Below are 15,363 nucleotides of genomic sequence, written 5' to 3'. Positions count from 1 at the left end.
GGAACTAGTGTACTGGTTTCTTGAGGGGAAGGGGGATACGGGCGAGGAAATTGGCGGCCACTGTCCTCGTGCCGCCACAGTCGCTTTCACCTCAGAAGCTGGCAAGCGCCTGCTTACAGGTCACGCGCCAGCACCTGGCCGATCAAGTCCTTGCCAAAGCTGTGATGCGCCTCTTCCTCGACCAGCTGGAAGCCGGCCTTGTCGTAGATGCGGCGCGCATCGGTGAGGATGCTGTTGGTCCACAACATCATTTTCGTATAGCCGACCTGGTGGCTGAAGCGCAGGCACTCGTCGACCAGGCGGCTGCCGATGCCCAGGCCGCGCGCACAGGGATCGACATACAGCAGGCGCAGCTTGGCCGTTGTGTCGTCCTGGCGCACGATGAAGACGGAACCAATTACCTTGCCGTCCTTCTCTGCTATCCAGCAGCGCTCGCGGACCGGGTCGAATTCCCGCACGAACTTGGCGAGGATGTCGGCAACGAGTGCCTCGTACTCGTTGTTCCAGCCATATTCCTGCGCATACAGCACGGCTTGCCGGTGGATGATCCAGCCCATGTCGCCCGGCTGCGGATTGCGCAGGAGATAGCTGGGCGATGGTTCCCCCAGCAAACCCTGGATTTGCTCCATGGCAGCGACCAGCGCCTGCTGCGCCGTCGGCGGCAAACGTTCCAGCATGGCGGCCACTTCGCGCCGCGAGGCGTCGACCAAGGGGGCGAGGGTGCGCTGTCCCTGCTCTGTCAGCTGCAATTGCGCCGCGCGCGCATCCGTGGGCGAGCGCGTCTTGGCGATCAGCCCCTGCTTTTCGAACCCGGCAATGACCCGGCTCAGATAGCCCGCATTCAAGCCCAGCTCGCGGCACAAGTCTGCGCTGGTCAATTGCTCACGATGCGCCAGTTCATACAGGATGCGCACCTCCGTCAGCGAAAACGCGCTGTCCAGCAAGTGTTCATGCAGCACGCCAATCTGGCGCGTATAGAAACGGTTGAAACGACGCACGATCTCCGTGCGTTCGCCAAGTTGATCCGCCTGCATGTGATATCTCCCATTTGCTTGCTTATGGCAGATTATTGCTTGCTTTTGGCAAGTATGTCAATCTGGCGGCAGGATACTGGCGTGCAAAAAAAAGCGGCCCTGAAGAGGGCCGCCTTAGCTGAACGGAAACCAGAGACGTTAGCTTACACGTCGATATTCCCCGCACGCAGCGCGTTGTTTTCGATGAAGGCGCGGCGTGGTTCCACGTCGTCGCCCATCAGGGTGGTGAAGATTTGATCCGCGGCAATCGCGTCTTCGATCTGCACTTTCAGCAGGCGGCGGACGGTCGGGTCCATCGTTGTTTCCCACAGTTGATCCGGGTTCATTTCGCCCAGACCTTTGTAGCGCTGTTTCGAGACGGTGCGTTCGGCTTCGTCGCGCAGCCATTGCATGGCCTGGTGGAAGTCAACCACGGCGATTTCCTTGATGCGCTCGCCTTCGCCGCGGCGGACAAACGCGCCTTCGCCGATCAAGCCTTCGAAGGTGGCGGCGCCGCTGCTCAGCACGGCGTAGTCTGGGCCTTGCACGAAGTCGGCGTCGATGGCGCTGACTTTCACGTTGCCGTGGTGCATGCGCTCGATGCGCAGCATGTGTTTTTCCGACAAGTCGTCGGAACGCACGTGCACGCGCACGGCGCTGTCGTTGATGGCCGTCTGCAGGGCCAGGGCGGAGGTTTCCGCCAGGTCCAGGGTCGACAGGTCCAGCTGCACGCCCGTCATGATGGCCGTCAGGGCGGCGCGGTCGATGACGCGCGTCAGACGGGTCATGATGGTGTTCGACAGGTTGAACTTGCGCACCAGTTCCGTCAGGGTCTCGCCGGAAATGCCTTCCGCGCCTGTGCGCGGCACCAGCACGGCCGTGTTCAGCGCCACCGTCATCATGTAGCTCGCTTCCTCGGCGTCATCTTTCAGATAGCGCTCGTCGCGGCCGGCTTTCACCTTATACAGCGGCGGTTGCGCGATGTAGATGTGGCCGCGCTCGACCAGTTGCGGCATCTGGCGGTAGAACAGGGTCAGCAGCAGGGTACGGATGTGGGCGCCGTCGACGTCCGCATCGGTCATGATGATGATGCGGTGGTAGCGCAGCTTTTCGACGTTGAATTCGTCCGGTCCGATCGAGGTGCCGAGCGTGGCGATCAGAGTGGTGATCTGCTCCGACGACAGCATTTTCTCGAAACGGGCTTTTTCCACGTTCAAGACCTTGCCGCGCAGCGGCAGGATGGCCTGGAACTTGCGGTCGCGCCCTTGTTTTGCCGAGCCGCCTGCCGAGTCACCCTCGACGATGTACAGTTCGCACAGGGCGGGGTCTTTTTCCTGGCAGTCGGCCAGCTTGGCCGACAGGCCCAGGCCGTCCATGATGCCTTTGCGGCGCGTCAGATCGCGGGCCTTGCGTGCCGCTTCGCGCGCGCGCGCCGCTTCGACGATCTTGCCGCAAATGATCTTGGCGTCGTTCGGTTTTTCCTGCAGGTAGTCGGCCAGGGTCTTGGCGACGATCTCTTCGACGGGACCGCGCACTTCGCTCGACACCAGCTTGTCTTTCGTCTGCGACGAGAATTTCGGTTCCGGCACTTTCACCGACAAGACGCAGGTCAGGCCTTCGCGCATGTCGTCGCCGCTGATTTCCACTTTCGCCTTCTTGGCGAATTCGTGTTCATCGATGTATTTGTTGATCACGCGCGTCATCGCCGCGCGCAAGCCCGTCAGGTGGGTACCGCCGTCGCGCTGCGGGATGTTGTTCGTGAAGCACAGCACCTGTTCGTTGTAGGCATCGTTCCACTGCATCGACACGTCGACCGAGATGTTCGTGCCCTGGTCCGACAGGCGTTCGCCCGTGGCCTGGAAAATGGTCGGGTGCAAGACCGATTTGGCCTTGTTGATGTATTCGACGAAGCCGCGCGTGCCGCCTTCGAAGGCGAAGATTTCTTCCTTGCCCGTGCGCTGGTCGGACAACTTGATGTTGACGCCATTGTTCAGGAAGGACAGTTCGCGGATGCGCTTGGCCAGGATTTCGTAGTGGAATTCCACGTGCGTGAAAATCTCTTCATCGGCCCAGAAATGCACGTCGGTGCCGCGCTTGTCCGTTTCGCCGATGACCTTGATCGGCGAGGTGGCGATGTCGCCGACCATGACGATCTGGCGGTCTTGCGGCACGCCGCGCACGAATTCCATGTGATGCACTTTGCCATCGCGGCGGATGGTCAGTTTCAGCAGTTTCGACAGGCCATTCACGCAAGACACGCCCACGCCATGCAAGCCGCCCGAGACTTTGTACGAGTTCTGGTCGAACTTGCCGCCCGCGTGCAGCTCGGTCATGACGATTTCCGCCGCCGAACGCTTCGGATCGTGCTTGTCGTCCATTTTCAGGCCGGTCGGCACGCCGCGGCCATTGTCGGTGATCGAGATCGAGTTGTCGCTGTGGATGGTGACGTGGATTTCCGTGCAGTGGCCGGCCAGCGATTCATCGATCGAGTTGTCCAGCACTTCGAATACCAGATGGTGCAAGCCGGTGCCGTCCGAGGTGTCGCCAATGTACATGCCCGGGCGTTTGCGTACGGCTTCCAGGCCTTCCAGGATCTGGATGGAGGCGGCGCCGTATTCTTCCGTTTTGGCCTGGATCGGGGTGTCTTGTGGATTCTCGGACATGGACTGCTTTCTCAAATAACGATTGCTGATTGATTCGGGGCTGCTGGCTGATGACCGTCTGTCGAGTTAGCCGGAACGGCGTAACCCGACAGGCGGAGATTCAGCATGTCGGATTACGCTGCGCTAATCCGACCTACGTCACTGCTGTGGTCTTTAGATGCGCATCGGCATGACGACATACTTGAAGTCGGCATTGTCCGGGATGGAGATCAGGGCGGACGAGTTCGAGTCGCCCAGCGCGATGTTGACGTATTCGCATTTCAGGTTGTTCAGCACGTCCAGCAGATACGTCACGTTGAAGCCGATGTCGACGGAGTCGCCGCCGTAGTCGATTTCCAGCTCTTCGACGGCTTCTTCCTGGTCCGCATTGGTCGAGCTGATCTTCATGCTGCCCGGGGTGATGATGCAGCGCACGCCCTTGAACTTGTCGCTGGTCATGATGGCGGCACGTTGCAGCGAGCGCAGCAGTTCATCGCGGCCGATGGTGAAGTCGTTTTTGTAGCCTTTAGGAATCACGCGCGTGTAGTCGGGGAACTTGCCTTCCACCAGCTTCGAGATCAGCTCGATGTCGGCAAAGGTCAGTTTCACCTGGTTGGCGGCGATGTCCAGCTGCACCGGCTCATCGTTCTCTTCCAGCAGGCGCTGCAGTTCGATGATGGTCTTGCGCGGGATAATCACTTCTTGGCGCGCGAACGTCTGCTCGGTGGCGACCTGGCAAAACGCCAGGCGGTGGCCATCGGTGGCCACGGCGATGACATTATTGCCATCCAGAACCAGCAGCAAGCCGTTCAGGTAGTAGCGGATGTCTTGCTGCGCCATCGAGAAATGCACCATGTTGAACAGGTGCTTCAGCGTTTTCTGCGGCAGGGTGACGGACGCGTTGTAGCTTTCCGCCTGTTGCACGGTTGGAAACTCTTCCGCCGCCAGCGTTTGCAGGGCGAAGCGCGACTTGCCCGTTTGCACGGTCAGGCGCTTGTTCAGCAGGGTCATCGTGACGTCGCCCGATTCGGGCAGGGCGCGCAAAATGTCCAGCAGCTTGCGCGCGGCCACGGTGGTGCCGGTGACGTCCGCGCCGGAACCGATTTCCGCGTGCGTGGTGATCTGCACTTCGGTGTCGGTCGACAGGAAGGAGACATTTTCACCGTCTTTGCGGATGAGGATATTGGCCAGAATCGGCATAGTGTGCCGACGCTCGACAATACCGCTCACGATCTGCAGTGGCCGGAGAAGGGTATCTCGGGTGGTTTTGACCAATTGCATATTTATCCTCAATGTATAGGTTGAACAGTACGACGTTTAACGTATTAATTTAACAATTGTTGCCATGGGAAGCCCCGACAGACCGGCTGCGGTGCCCTCCCAGATAATAAGGGTAAAGCACGTTTTGAGCCAGTCTTGCCAAAGCCGTGCTTAGCCCTTCAACGTTTGCTCCAGCACATGCAACTCGTGGTTGCATTCCGGGTTTTTGGTACGGTCCAGCGCGATCTTGCGCACGGCATGCAGCACCGTGGTGTGGTCGCGGCCGCCGAACAGCTCGCCGATTTCCGGCAAGCTCTTCTGTGTCAATTCCTTGGCCAGGTACATGGCGATCTGGCGCGGCCGGGCGATATTCGCGGGGCGGCGCTTCGAATACATGTCGGCAACCTTGATATTGAAGAAGTCGGCCACCGTTTTCTGGATGTTTTCCACGGAAATCTGGCGGTTCTGCACCGACAGCAAGTCCTTCAAGGCTTCCTTGACGATATCGATGGTGATGTCTTTGCCATGGAAACGCGAATACGCCAAAATTTTGCGCAGCGCGCCTTCCAGTTCGCGCACGTTCGAGCGCAAGTGCTTGGCGACAAAGAAGGCCACGTCGTCAGAGAAGGTCACGCCTTCCTGCTTGGCTTTTTTCAGCAGAATCGCCACGCGCATTTCCAGTTCCGGCGGTTCGATGGCCACCGTCAGGCCCGAGTCGAAGCGCGAGATCAGGCGGTCGTCCATGCCCGTGATTTCCTTCGGATAGGTATCCGAGGTGATGATGATCTGTTTCTTTGCGGCAATTAATGCCTCGAACGCATAGAAGAACTCTTCCTGTGTGCGGCTCTTGCCTCCAAAGAACTGGATATCATCGATCAGCAGCATGTCGAGCGAGTGATAGTAATGCTTGAAGTCGTCGAAACCCTTGCGCTGGTAAGCGGTCACTACGTCGCGAACGTACTGTTCCGCGTGGATGTAGCGGATCTTCGCGCCCGGATTGTCGGCCATCACCTGGTTGCCGATGGCGTGGATCAAGTGGGTCTTACCCAGGCCGACGCCGCCATAGAAGAACAGCGGGTTGTACGACACGCCCGGATTGTTCGCCACCTGGATGGCGGCGGCGCGCGCCAGCTGGTTGGCTTTACCCGTCACGAAGCTGTCGAAGGTCAGGTCGGTGTTGATGCGGCTCTGCTCGCGGCGCGGCGCGGCGCCGATGCTCAGTTCCGGCACGCTGGGCTGCGGCTCCGCGGCGCGCGCGCTGGGCGCGCCGCCATTCGGATCGCTGGCCGGGGTGCTGGCGGTGACGGGTTTCTTCGGCAGGGCCAGGCGCGGGTCGAGCACGAACTGCACTTCCGTCGGCGCTTCGAAGTACTGAATGGCCAGGGCAGTGATGCGGCTGGCGAACTGGGTCTTGACCCAATCGAGCTTGAAGCGATTGGGCGCAGCAATGCGCAGCTTGCCCTCTTCGTAATCGAGAGGGATAAGCGGTTTGATCCACGCACTGAATTGTTGCGGTGTCAGCTCCAGTTCCAACTGCGCGGAACAGGCCTGCCAGAAATTATCCATGTATGTCTATGTGAAAAGGTGTGGGAGGGCGTATCGATTCTGCCCTGCGTTCACCGTGTTGCAAGGCCGGCGTCGCGCGAGGGCTCGCCACACGTAACGCGCTATTCTACTCCCGACTGCGAAAGTTATCCACAGGCACGGCTGTTATTTTTGTGTGGCGGGGTGGGGCGCCGTGTGCATAAGAGGCGACTTATCCCCCGGTTATCCCGTCACAGGCAGTGCTGGCGCGGCCTGTGGCGGGGCCTTGCCGGCAGATGGGGAGCGGCGCGCAAATTTCCAGGCGATCACGGCAATCCTTGACAAGAGGGGGGCATATGCTGAATAATTCAGGGTTCCCCGCCCGTATTCCGTGTTTATTCATTTGGAACGACAATATGGACTAAGCGTGGATTAAGCGGGCGATGAGATTGGCCAGCTTGTGCCTTGGCATAAGTGCGCGATTGTCATTGGCACCAAAAACTGACGGGACGTCAGACCCGATTTTGCATTTTTTTTGTTTTTAGCGAGACCAACATGAAACGTACTTACCAACCTTCCGTCGTTCGCCGCAAGCGTACGCACGGCTTCCGCGCTCGTATGGCTACCCGTGGTGGCCGTGATGTGCTCAACGCACGTCGCGCAAAGGGCCGCAAACGTCTGGCCGTCTAGGCTTGTCGTTGACAGCTGATCGCGTGGCTAGCTGTACTCCAGTCGGCAATCAACGCGAAGGTTCACACGACTTCGCGCGCGTTCGGCGTATCGTTAAAACGGATGAATTTTCATCCGTTTTTCGTTTGCGCCCTTCGCAAAAAACAGCGCATTTTGTGCTGTACACCCGACACAATCAATTGCCGCATGCGCGGCTGGGCGTCGTTGTGGCCAAGCGTTTCGCGCCGCGCGCGGCGACCCGCAACACGATCAAGCGCGTCACGCGCGAGCTGTTTCGCAACAGCGCGATGCCGCCGGTCGACTGCGTGGTGCGTTTGTCGCGCGCCGTCAACAGCAAGGATGGCCCGGCCACCACGACCCGGCTCAAAGCCGAGCTGCGTGAGGAATTGAGCCGCCTGTTCGCGGCGCAAATCGCCGCCCAGGCCCGTTCTGTTGCTGCGCCACCACCATCCGCGCCATGAAAACCCTGCTGCTGTTCCTGCTGCGCGCTTATCAGTTGCTGATCAGCCCCATGCTGGGACAGAATTGCCGTTTCTATCCGAGCTGTTCGCATTACGCGATGGAAGCGCTGCGCGTGCACGGCACGGCCAAGGGCAGCCTGCTGGCTGCCAAGCGCCTGTGCCGTTGCCACCCCTGGAATGAAGGGGGCGTCGACCCGGTGCCGCCGGCCGATGGCAAACAATCTTCAACGACCGCTTGCGGTTGCAACCACTCCTGACAAATACCCTAATGGATATCAATAAACGTACCATCCTGTGGATCGTGTTTTCCGTCTCGCTGGTAATTCTCTGGAACGAATGGATGATCTCGAACGGCAAGCCGTCGATGTTCTCCGCGAACACGGAACAAACCGCCAAGGCGCCTGCGACCCCTGCCAAGACGGCTGCCCTGCCAGCTGCGGCAGGCGTGCCTGCCCTGCCGGGCGAGGCTGTCGATCCCGCCGCGTTCAAGCGCGAAGTGATTACCATCACCACCGACGTCATCAAGGTCGATATCGACACCCTGGGCGGCCAGGTCAAGCGTCTGGAATTGCTGAAATTTAAGGGCGCGGGCAATCCGGGCTGGTTTGGCGGTTGCTTCGGCCTGTTCAAATGGTGCCAGCCGGACGACGGCAAGCAAAACGAAGTGCTGTTCGACGAAGGCGCGAACCACACCTACCTGGCGCAATCGGGCCTGGTCGGCGGTCCATTCCCTACCCACGCGAGCGGCTTCACCGTGCAGCCTGGCGTGCGTACCCTGGCCGATGGCAAGCAGATCCAACTGGTGATGGAAGCGGTCGAAGGCGGCGTCAAGCTGACCAAGACGTTTACCTTCAAGCGCGGCGACTACGTCATCGACGTGCGCCACGACGTGTCCAACGTGGGCGCGGCGCCCGTCACGCCGCAGCTGTATCTGCAACTGACGCATGACGGCAACAAGCCGGTCGGCGATTCGTTCTTCAACAGCAGCTTCACTGGTCCTACCCTGTACACGCCACAGGACAAGTACCAGAAGCTGACTTTCGAGAAAATCGAAAAAGCGGCTGCAGAAGACGAGAAGAAAGGCAACGACAACGCCATGAAGGGCTTGCACCCGGCGACGGCGAATGGCGGCTGGTTTGCGATTTCGCAACACTTCTTCGTGTCCGCATTCGTTCCGCCTGAGAACGCCAAGCGCGACATCTTCACGAAGAAGGTCGGCCCCAACCTGTACGCCATCGGCAACGTGCTGCCCCTGCCTACCCTGGCGCCTGGCGCCTCGGCCAGCATGGACAGCAAGCTGTACTCGGGTCCGCAAATCGCGCACCTGCTGGAAAACGTCTCGCCTGGCCTGGAACTGGTCAAGGATTATGGCTGGCTGACCATCATCGCCAAGCCGATGTTCTGGGTCATGGAACAGATCCACAGCGTGCTGGGCAACTGGGGCTGGACCATCATCGCCTTCACGATCCTGATCAAGCTGCTGTTCTTCCCGCTGTCGGCCGCCGGCTACCGCAGCATGGCCAAGATGAAACTGGTCACGCCGAAGATGCAAGCCATCCGCGAACGCTTCAAGGGCGATCCGCAAAAGATGAACCAGGCCACGATGGAGCTGTACAAGACGGAAAAGATCAATCCGCTGGGCGGCTGCCTGCCGATTCTGATCCAGATGCCTGTCTTTATCGCCCTGTACTGGGTCTTGAACGCGTCCGTGGAAATCCGCGGCGCGCCATGGATCGGCTGGATCACCGACCTGGCCCAGCATGACCCATGGTGCATCCTGCCCGTGCTGTACGCGATCTCGATGTTCATCACGACCAAGCTGAACCCGGCCCCGGCCGATCCGATGCAAGCGAAGATGATGCTGTTCATGCCACTGGCATTCTCGGTGATGTTCTTCTTCTTCCCGTCGGGCTTGGTACTCTACTGGGTCGTCAACAACGTCCTGTCGATCGGCCAGCAATGGGTGATCACCAAGAAATACGCGCCTGCCGTCAAGTAAGTCCGGCCAGCGAACAGAAAGCCCGCCTAGTGCGGGCTTTTTAATTCTTGTAGGTCGGATTAGCGTGGCAAGGCCACGCGTAATCCGACACTATCGCCAGCGTGTGCTGCGTCGGCTTACGCGCTGCGCGCTAAGCCGACCTACGTTGCTGCACCTTCCCTTGCCGTACCTATTACAATATCCCCATGAAACTCGACTCTTCCCCTATCGCCGCCATCGCCACCGCTCCCGGACGCGGCGGCATCGGCGTGGTACGCGCCTCCGGCAAAAATCTCGCCCCTTTGATGGCCGCCCTGTTCGGCGCGCAGCAACTGAAACCGCGCCACGCCACCTATCTGCCATTCACGGAAAGCGACGGCGCCATCATCGACCAGGGCATCGCCATCCACTTCAAGGGCCCGCATTCGTACACGGGCGAAGACGTGCTGGAATTGCAGGGCCATGGCGGCCCCGTGGTGCTGCAGCTGCTGCTGGCGCGCGTGCTGGAAGCGGGCCGTGACAGCGGCTTGCGCCTGGCCGAACCGGGCGAATTCACGCGCCGCGCGTTTTTGAATGACAAGCTTGATCTGGCGCAAGCCGAAGCCGTGGCCGACCTGATCGATGCCTCCACGGAGGCGGCGGCCAAGTCCGCTTCGCAATCGCTGTCGGGAGCGTTTTCCAACACGATCCACGCGCTGGTGGAGCAGGTGACGGGACTGCGCATGCTGGTCGAAGCGACCCTGGACTTCCCGGAAGAGGAAATCGATTTCCTGGAAAAATCGAATGCGCGCGGTCAATTGAAGGCCGTCATCGAAGCGCTGAATAAAGTGTTTGCGCAGGCGGCGCAGGGCGCGCTGCTGCGCGAAGGCCTCAATGTCGTGCTGGCGGGCCAGCCCAACGTGGGCAAGTCGTCGCTGCTGAACGCGCTGGCGGGCGCCGACGTGGCGATCGTTACGCCGATCGCCGGCACCACGCGCGACAAGGTCAGCGAAACCATCCAGATCGAGGGCATTCCGCTCAACATCATCGACACGGCCGGCATCCGCAGCGCGGGCGACACCATCGACGCCGTCGAGCGCATCGGCATCGAACGCACGTGGGGAGAGATCGGCAAGGCCGACGTGATCCTGCACCTGTTGGATGCCGACCATGGCCCCACCCTGGCCGATGAAACCATCGTTGCCGCATTCCCCGAAGGCGTGCCGGTGGTGCGCGTGTGGAACAAGATCGACCTGTCGGGCCACAAGCCCAGCGTCGACAGCTTGCCCGATGCCACGCACGTGTATCTGTCGGCGCACGAGCACATCGGCATTGACCTCTTGCGCGCCGAGCTCTTGCGCATCGCCGGCTGGCAGCAGACGGGCGAATCGCTGTACCTGGCGCGCGAACGCCATCTGATCGCCTTGAAATCGGCCGGCAAGCACCTGGACATCGCCGCCGAGCACGCGGCGCAGGACGACCAGTCGCTGGACCTGTTCGCCGAAGAACTGCGCCTGGCGCAGGTGCAGCTGTCGAGCATCACGGGCGAGTTTTCGCCTGACGATCTGCTGGGCGTGATCTTCAGCCGTTTCTGCATCGGCAAGTAAGGGGAAGCGATGAAAATGTTGATCGCTGCCGCACTGTGCTGTCTGCTCTTGCTGGCTCAAGCAGAGGAAAAGCTGCCGCGCGACGTGGCGCAGTTCATTGAGCATGCGCAAATGTGCGAACACTTTGCCGGCGAATGGGATGACAACGACAAGGCGCGCCAGCGCGAGATCACGCAAGCCGTGGCCGACTCGTGCGGGAAGGCGCAGCGGCAGTGGAAACGGCTGTCCGCCAAGTATGCAGGGCAGCCGACGCTGCAAAAAGTCATTGCCGACAATGCCAATGACGCGGTGCGCAGTTTCCGGAAATAGCGGCTGCCCTGACTTGCGGCAGCTCAGCTCTTCTTGTGCTTGGCCTGCTCTTCCTTGAATTCCTGGAACGTTTCGATATGCTCTGCGCGGCGCAGCACGCGCGAGTGCGGGTCGAGCGTGTACGTGGCGCCAGCCGGCAGGGGCAGTTCGCCAAAGCCCAGCGACATGGAAACGGTATGGATTTCCTTGCCGATACGTACTTCCACCGGCATCGGGAAGGCGATGTCGGCAGGCGTCTTCCATAGCAGGCGCAGGGTGTCGCCGTCACGCACGGCGGACAGTTCCGGCAGCGCGGCCTGGTACAGATAGGCCTGGAAGAACCAGTCGTAATTGCTGCCCGTGACTTTGTTGACGATGGCCATGAATTCCGTCGTGCTGCCATAGCGCGGCTGGAACTGGCCCGGCTGCGGCTGTTCCGTGCCGTAGACGAGCAGGCGCACGGCGCGGAAGAACGCGTCGTCGCCGATCAGGCCGCGCAAGGTGTGCAGCACCAGCGCCCCTTTCACATAAATGTCGCCGCCCGGCCCGCCCTTTTTCAGGTCGTAGACTTCTTCCTCGCTTTTAGGCTTGCCCGAGACCATGGGAGCCTTGTTGACGATGCCGGCGCGCATTTGCTGCAACGAAGCAAAATACTCCTGTTCTCCCCGCAGATATTGCATGTACAGCGGCTGCATATACGTGCCGAAGCCTTCGTGCAGCCACATATCGTCCCAGTTGCTGTTGGTCAGCTGGTTGCCGAACCATTCATGCGCGAATTCATGCTGCAGCAGTTCATCGTAGCCATAGCTGGTCTTGGCGAATTTGTTGCCATAGGCATTGATGGTCTGGTGTTCCATGCCCTTGTGCGGCGTTTCGGCGATACCGACTTTTTCATCGCCAAACGGGTAGGGGCCGATGACGCTTTCAAAAAAATCTAGCATGGGCGGCAATTCCGCGAACAGGGCGCCCGCCTTCGCCTCGCTTTCCGGCAAGTACCAGAACTGCAGGGGGATGCGGTTGCCGTAGCGGCTAGCATACTCGCCCTGCAGGCTGCGGTAGGGCGCCACGTTGAGGGCGATGCCATACGTGCTCGGGTGTTTGGCGCGCCAGTGCCAGGTGCGCCAGCCGTTGGCCTCATCCATGCCGAGCGCGATGCCGTTGCCGGCCGCCACCAGCGGCGCCGGTACCTGGATGTGCTGGTCGATCAGCTGGGCCTTGCCCATCGGATGGTCGATGCAGGGCCAGAACAGGTCGCAGCCCTCGCCCTGCACGGCGCTGGCGATCCACGGCGCGCCATCGGCTGTGCTCGACCACACCATGCCGCCATCCCACGGCGCTTTCACGGCGACGTGCGGCACGCCGTGGTAGACGATGCGGATGGTGGTGCGCGCGCCTGCCGCGAGGGTGGCCGGCAAGGTCATGCTCAGGCGCCCGTCCGGGTTGGCATAGTCTTGCGGCCGCAGCGCCTTGCCGTCGATTTCGATGGCATCGACCGGCAGGTTGCGGTCCAGGTCCAGCGCGAAACGCGAGATCGGCTGCGTGGCCAGGAAGGTCAGGCGCGCGTCGCCGGCGATGCTGCGGCTGGCCGGGTCGATGCGCAAGGTCATGTCGGCGTGTTCGAACACCACCGCCAATTGCTCCGGCGTGCGTTCGGCGCCCGAATTGAGGGTATAGGCAGTGGGCGCGCGCGTGGCGCAGGCGCTGAGCAGCAGGCAGGAGAGTAGCAGAGGGATGTGTTTCATGGCGAGCGCGCAAGTGAACGGAGCACTAATTGTAGTGAGAAGTGACAACGTTGTCGTTTGGAAATTTCAAAGTGCCGATGGGGCAAGCGTGGCCGCCGTTGAGAAATGTCATGGGCTTCAAACTGTGCTGACGTAATCTTGCTGAGCGGCCTTGAAGTGCCGCTAGGAAAGGAAGCGCCATGGACAGCAAACAGCCGGACGTCGTGGAACGCGAGGGAGAGGTGCTGGCGGCATTGCCCGCCATGCCGGAATTGATCGCTACCTTGCCGCCAAAAGGCGCGTGCTGGTACTGCGACAAGCCGCTCGACGCCGTGCGCCGCTTTTGCGGCAAGAGTTGCGGCATGGCTTACGCGGAAGAGGCGCAATACCACCGTTGAGCGTGGAGACTAGCGGCGCCGCAGCAGTGCCGCCAGCGCGCCGTCGAAATCGAACTCGTGCGCGGCGGCTGCCACCTCCTGGTAGACGTTGACGCCCAGGCTGGCCGCCAGCAGGCTGGCCGAGTTTTCCAGGATGTCGATGGCCGCCCCGTCGCCTTCGCGCAGATGGCTGGCCAGGCGCGCCAGCAGCAGCTGGATGGCGGGCGCGGCCGGATCGGGCGCCACGTCCTGCGCCGCCGTGTGGGTTGCCTCCGGCGTGCCCAGCATGCTGCTGACCGCGCCCAGCAATTGATCCTGCGCCAGTTCCAGCTGCAGCATTTGCCGGGCCAGGTCGGGTGCTTGCGCACGCAGTGCCGACTCCAGCGTTTCGGCCAGGCCATGCACGTGGCGCGCACCGATCATGCCGGCGGCGCCCTTCAAGGTATGCGCCTTCAGGCGCGCGGAGGCATAGTTGCCCGTGTCGAATTCGGCGCGGATCTGGCACGGCGTGGTGCCGTGGTCATGCAGGAAGCGGCGCAGGATTTTCAGGTACAGGATGCGGTCGCCCATGATGCGGCCCAGTCCGTTCTCGACATCGAGAATGCGGACCATGTCGGATGCCGCAACGGCGGCATCATCATCGCAAGTGGCGTGTGGTTTCAGCATGCTGTGCAGAGCGCCCGAAAACTTGTCAATTGCCGTAAAGCAGGAACAGCTATTCTACATCCAGTCGTACCCGACGCTGCGCCCGCTTGGCAGTCGGCAAAATCGCTAGCGTGTCGTGAATGACCAGCTCTGCGTGACGTCCGCACCATTGACTTTGCCGATGAAACTCACGTCATAGGCCGTGTTCGCCAGCAGCGGCGCCAGCGGGATGATGGACGCGGCCGAGACCGGCGTATGTGCATCATTGCCGCTGGTGAGCAGGCGCACCGTCAAGTCCGCGGCGGCACCGCGCTGGCGCACGCTGAACGCCGTCACGCTGACGGTCGTGCCGTAGTTGGCATGCACGCTGATCGGGTAGCCGACCACGTCCTGGTTCGGCACGGGATCGGGTGCTTCGTTATCGCTGGAAAAACTGACGGCTACCTTTTGCTGGCCGCCGAATGGGTAGGTGACGATTTTCCCTGCCGCCAGCCCGGAGCCATAGCTGCGGTTACCGGCCAGGTCGGTGGTGAAATACGCATAGCCGGCGCCACTGACGGCCGCGCCCGCGCCCCCTTCCTTGAAGAGGGGATCGAAAATGACGAAGCGGTGATAAATGGCCGTGACCAGTTCCTCTGCCAGGTAAAAGCCGGACGTGTTGCTGGCGCCGGCGATGACTTCGCCCTGCAGCGACGTGACGACGTAGCCGGCCTTGGCCAGGCGGTCGCCCAGTTTGACGCCGGTAAAGCCGGGCTTGCCCTGCACTTGCTCGTGCGCCACTGTATTGTTGAGATTCAAGTAGTTGGAATGGCCCAGGGCCGCGCTGTCGATCAAGCCATTGCGCACCATTGGCGACAGGCCGATCTGGCTGCGCCGGTAGTTGAACCAGTTGAAGCCATCGGTGGCAATATTGTTGCTGAGGACGGGCGCACCGGGCTCCTGTGTCAGCTGCCCGGCCGGGGTCGAGGTGCTCAGCGACGTCTTGTCGCCGCTATCGCCGCCACCACAGGCGCTCAGCAGGGCTGCGCTCAGCAGGGCGGGTATCCAGTATTTCCAACGCAGTGACGAGACAATCAAGTTGACTCCTGTATAGGTAGGCGGACAGCGGTAAGCCAACGTGCTGCCCTGTAAAACGATTCTAAGGCATTTTTATATGCAGTAGAGCATCCATGACAAGA

Annotated in this window: 14 protein-coding genes; 7 read left to right on the top strand and 7 right to left on the bottom strand. The window is 61.0% G+C overall.

Annotation, left to right across the window (positions count from 1 at the left end):
- Positions 1-113 precede the first annotated feature (113 nt).
- From O3297_RS24290 to dnaA, 4 genes are all read right to left on the bottom strand, one after another.
- Positions 114-1,034 (bottom strand): bifunctional helix-turn-helix transcriptional regulator/GNAT family N-acetyltransferase, encoded by a 921-nt coding sequence (locus O3297_RS24290; protein WP_305050519.1) that lies wholly within the window; start codon positions 1,032-1,034, stop codon positions 114-116.
- Positions 1,035-1,177: 143 nt separating this feature from the next.
- Positions 1,178-3,676 carry a DNA topoisomerase (ATP-hydrolyzing) subunit B gene (gene gyrB, locus O3297_RS24285; protein ID WP_211552143.1) on the bottom strand — a complete coding sequence of 833 codons (2,499 nt, stop codon included), beginning with the start codon at positions 3,674-3,676 and terminating at the stop codon, positions 1,178-1,180.
- Between the two features lie 153 nt (positions 3,677-3,829).
- The gene (dnaN, locus tag O3297_RS24280) at positions 3,830-4,936 is read right to left on the bottom strand and encodes a DNA polymerase III subunit beta (protein WP_034754341.1); all 1,107 of its coding nucleotides are present in this window, start codon (positions 4,934-4,936) and stop codon (positions 3,830-3,832) included.
- A 150-nt stretch (positions 4,937-5,086) separates the two neighbouring features.
- Entirely contained in the window at positions 5,087-6,481 is a 1,395-nt protein-coding gene (gene dnaA, locus O3297_RS24275) for a chromosomal replication initiator protein DnaA (RefSeq protein ID WP_034781304.1), read from the bottom strand.
- A gap of 513 nt (positions 6,482-6,994) precedes the next feature.
- Between dnaA and rpmH the strand changes: the two genes are divergently transcribed.
- From rpmH to O3297_RS24245, 6 genes are all read left to right on the top strand, one after another.
- Entirely contained in the window at positions 6,995-7,129 is a 135-nt protein-coding gene (gene rpmH, locus O3297_RS24270) for a 50S ribosomal protein L34 (RefSeq protein ID WP_010401996.1), read from the top strand.
- An 8-nt stretch (positions 7,130-7,137) separates the two neighbouring features.
- On the top strand, positions 7,138-7,590 hold the full coding sequence (gene rnpA / locus O3297_RS24265) for a ribonuclease P protein component (RefSeq protein WP_080753306.1): 453 nt from the start codon (positions 7,138-7,140) through the stop codon (positions 7,588-7,590).
- Positions 7,587-7,847 (top strand): membrane protein insertion efficiency factor YidD, encoded by a 261-nt coding sequence (gene yidD, locus O3297_RS24260; RefSeq protein ID WP_034754335.1) that lies wholly within the window; start codon positions 7,587-7,589, stop codon positions 7,845-7,847. The genes rnpA and yidD overlap by 4 nt, the downstream gene beginning before the upstream one ends.
- Positions 7,848-7,858: 11 nt before the next feature.
- Positions 7,859-9,589 carry a membrane protein insertase YidC gene (yidC, locus tag O3297_RS24255; RefSeq protein ID WP_070258727.1) on the top strand — a complete coding sequence of 577 codons (1,731 nt, stop codon included), beginning with the start codon at positions 7,859-7,861 and terminating at the stop codon, positions 9,587-9,589.
- Positions 9,590-9,774: 185 nt separating this feature from the next.
- Positions 9,775-11,154, top strand: coding sequence for a tRNA uridine-5-carboxymethylaminomethyl(34) synthesis GTPase MnmE (gene mnmE / locus O3297_RS24250; protein WP_034781311.1), 1,380 nt, complete (start codon positions 9,775-9,777; stop codon positions 11,152-11,154).
- Between the two features lie 9 nt (positions 11,155-11,163).
- Complete coding sequence (locus O3297_RS24245; RefSeq protein ID WP_305050504.1) at positions 11,164-11,463, top strand: hypothetical protein; 300 nt, start codon at positions 11,164-11,166, stop codon at positions 11,461-11,463.
- 23 nt (positions 11,464-11,486) lie between these two features.
- Here the strand turns inward: O3297_RS24245 and O3297_RS24240 are convergent, their stop codons facing one another.
- On the bottom strand, positions 11,487-13,184 hold the full coding sequence (locus O3297_RS24240) for a M1 family metallopeptidase (protein ID WP_305050502.1): 1,698 nt from the start codon (positions 13,182-13,184) through the stop codon (positions 11,487-11,489).
- A gap of 179 nt (positions 13,185-13,363) precedes the next feature.
- Between O3297_RS24240 and O3297_RS24235 the strand changes: the two genes are divergently transcribed.
- Positions 13,364-13,561 carry a hypothetical protein gene (locus tag O3297_RS24235; protein ID WP_034781317.1) on the top strand — a complete coding sequence of 66 codons (198 nt, stop codon included), beginning with the start codon at positions 13,364-13,366 and terminating at the stop codon, positions 13,559-13,561.
- Positions 13,562-13,570: 9 nt separating this feature from the next.
- Here O3297_RS24235 and O3297_RS24230 read toward each other — a convergent pair whose 3' ends face one another.
- Both O3297_RS24230 and O3297_RS24225 read right to left on the bottom strand, forming a co-directional pair.
- Positions 13,571-14,206: an Hpt domain-containing protein gene (locus tag O3297_RS24230; protein WP_034781319.1), complete on the bottom strand. Its 636-nt coding sequence runs from the start codon at positions 14,204-14,206 to the stop codon at positions 13,571-13,573.
- A gap of 105 nt (positions 14,207-14,311) precedes the next feature.
- Positions 14,312-15,262, bottom strand: a complete 951-nt coding sequence (locus O3297_RS24225; protein ID WP_370385444.1) for a CAP domain-containing protein — start codon at positions 15,260-15,262, stop codon at positions 14,312-14,314.
- Between the last annotated feature and the right edge of the window lie 101 nt (positions 15,263-15,363).

The organism is Janthinobacterium sp. SUN128 (assembly GCF_030587275.1).
Taxonomy (GTDB): Bacteria; Pseudomonadota; Gammaproteobacteria; order Burkholderiales; family Burkholderiaceae_D; genus Janthinobacterium; species Janthinobacterium lividum.
This window is presented reverse-complemented; position numbering and strand designations above follow the sequence as displayed.

Bases quoted from the DNA above. Each gene is read 5' to 3' on its own strand.
- O3297_RS24235 (WP_034781317.1), top strand. From the start codon at position 13,364: ATGGACAGCAAACAGCCGGACGTCGTGGAACGCGAGGGAGAGGTGCTG.
- mnmE (WP_034781311.1), top strand. From the start codon at position 9,775: ATGAAACTCGACTCTTCCCCTATCGCCGCCATCGCCACCGCTCCCGGA.
- yidD (WP_034754335.1), top strand. From the start codon at position 7,587: ATGAAAACCCTGCTGCTGTTCCTGCTGCGCGCTTATCAGTTGCTGATC.
- rpmH (WP_010401996.1), top strand. From the start codon at position 6,995: ATGAAACGTACTTACCAACCTTCCGTCGTTCGCCGCAAGCGTACGCAC.
- gyrB (WP_211552143.1), bottom strand. From the start codon at position 3,676: ATGTCCGAGAATCCACAAGACACCCCGATCCAGGCCAAAACGGAAGAA.
- O3297_RS24240 (WP_305050502.1), bottom strand. From the start codon at position 13,184: ATGAAACACATCCCTCTGCTACTCTCCTGCCTGCTGCTCAGCGCCTGC.
- O3297_RS24245 (WP_305050504.1), top strand. From the start codon at position 11,164: ATGAAAATGTTGATCGCTGCCGCACTGTGCTGTCTGCTCTTGCTGGCT.
- yidC (WP_070258727.1), top strand. From the start codon at position 7,859: ATGGATATCAATAAACGTACCATCCTGTGGATCGTGTTTTCCGTCTCG.
- O3297_RS24230 (WP_034781319.1), bottom strand. From the start codon at position 14,206: ATGCTGAAACCACACGCCACTTGCGATGATGATGCCGCCGTTGCGGCA.
- O3297_RS24290 (WP_305050519.1), bottom strand. From the start codon at position 1,034: ATGCAGGCGGATCAACTTGGCGAACGCACGGAGATCGTGCGTCGTTTC.
- dnaN (WP_034754341.1), bottom strand. From the start codon at position 4,936: ATGCAATTGGTCAAAACCACCCGAGATACCCTTCTCCGGCCACTGCAG.
- dnaA (WP_034781304.1), bottom strand. From the start codon at position 6,481: ATGGATAATTTCTGGCAGGCCTGTTCCGCGCAGTTGGAACTGGAGCTG.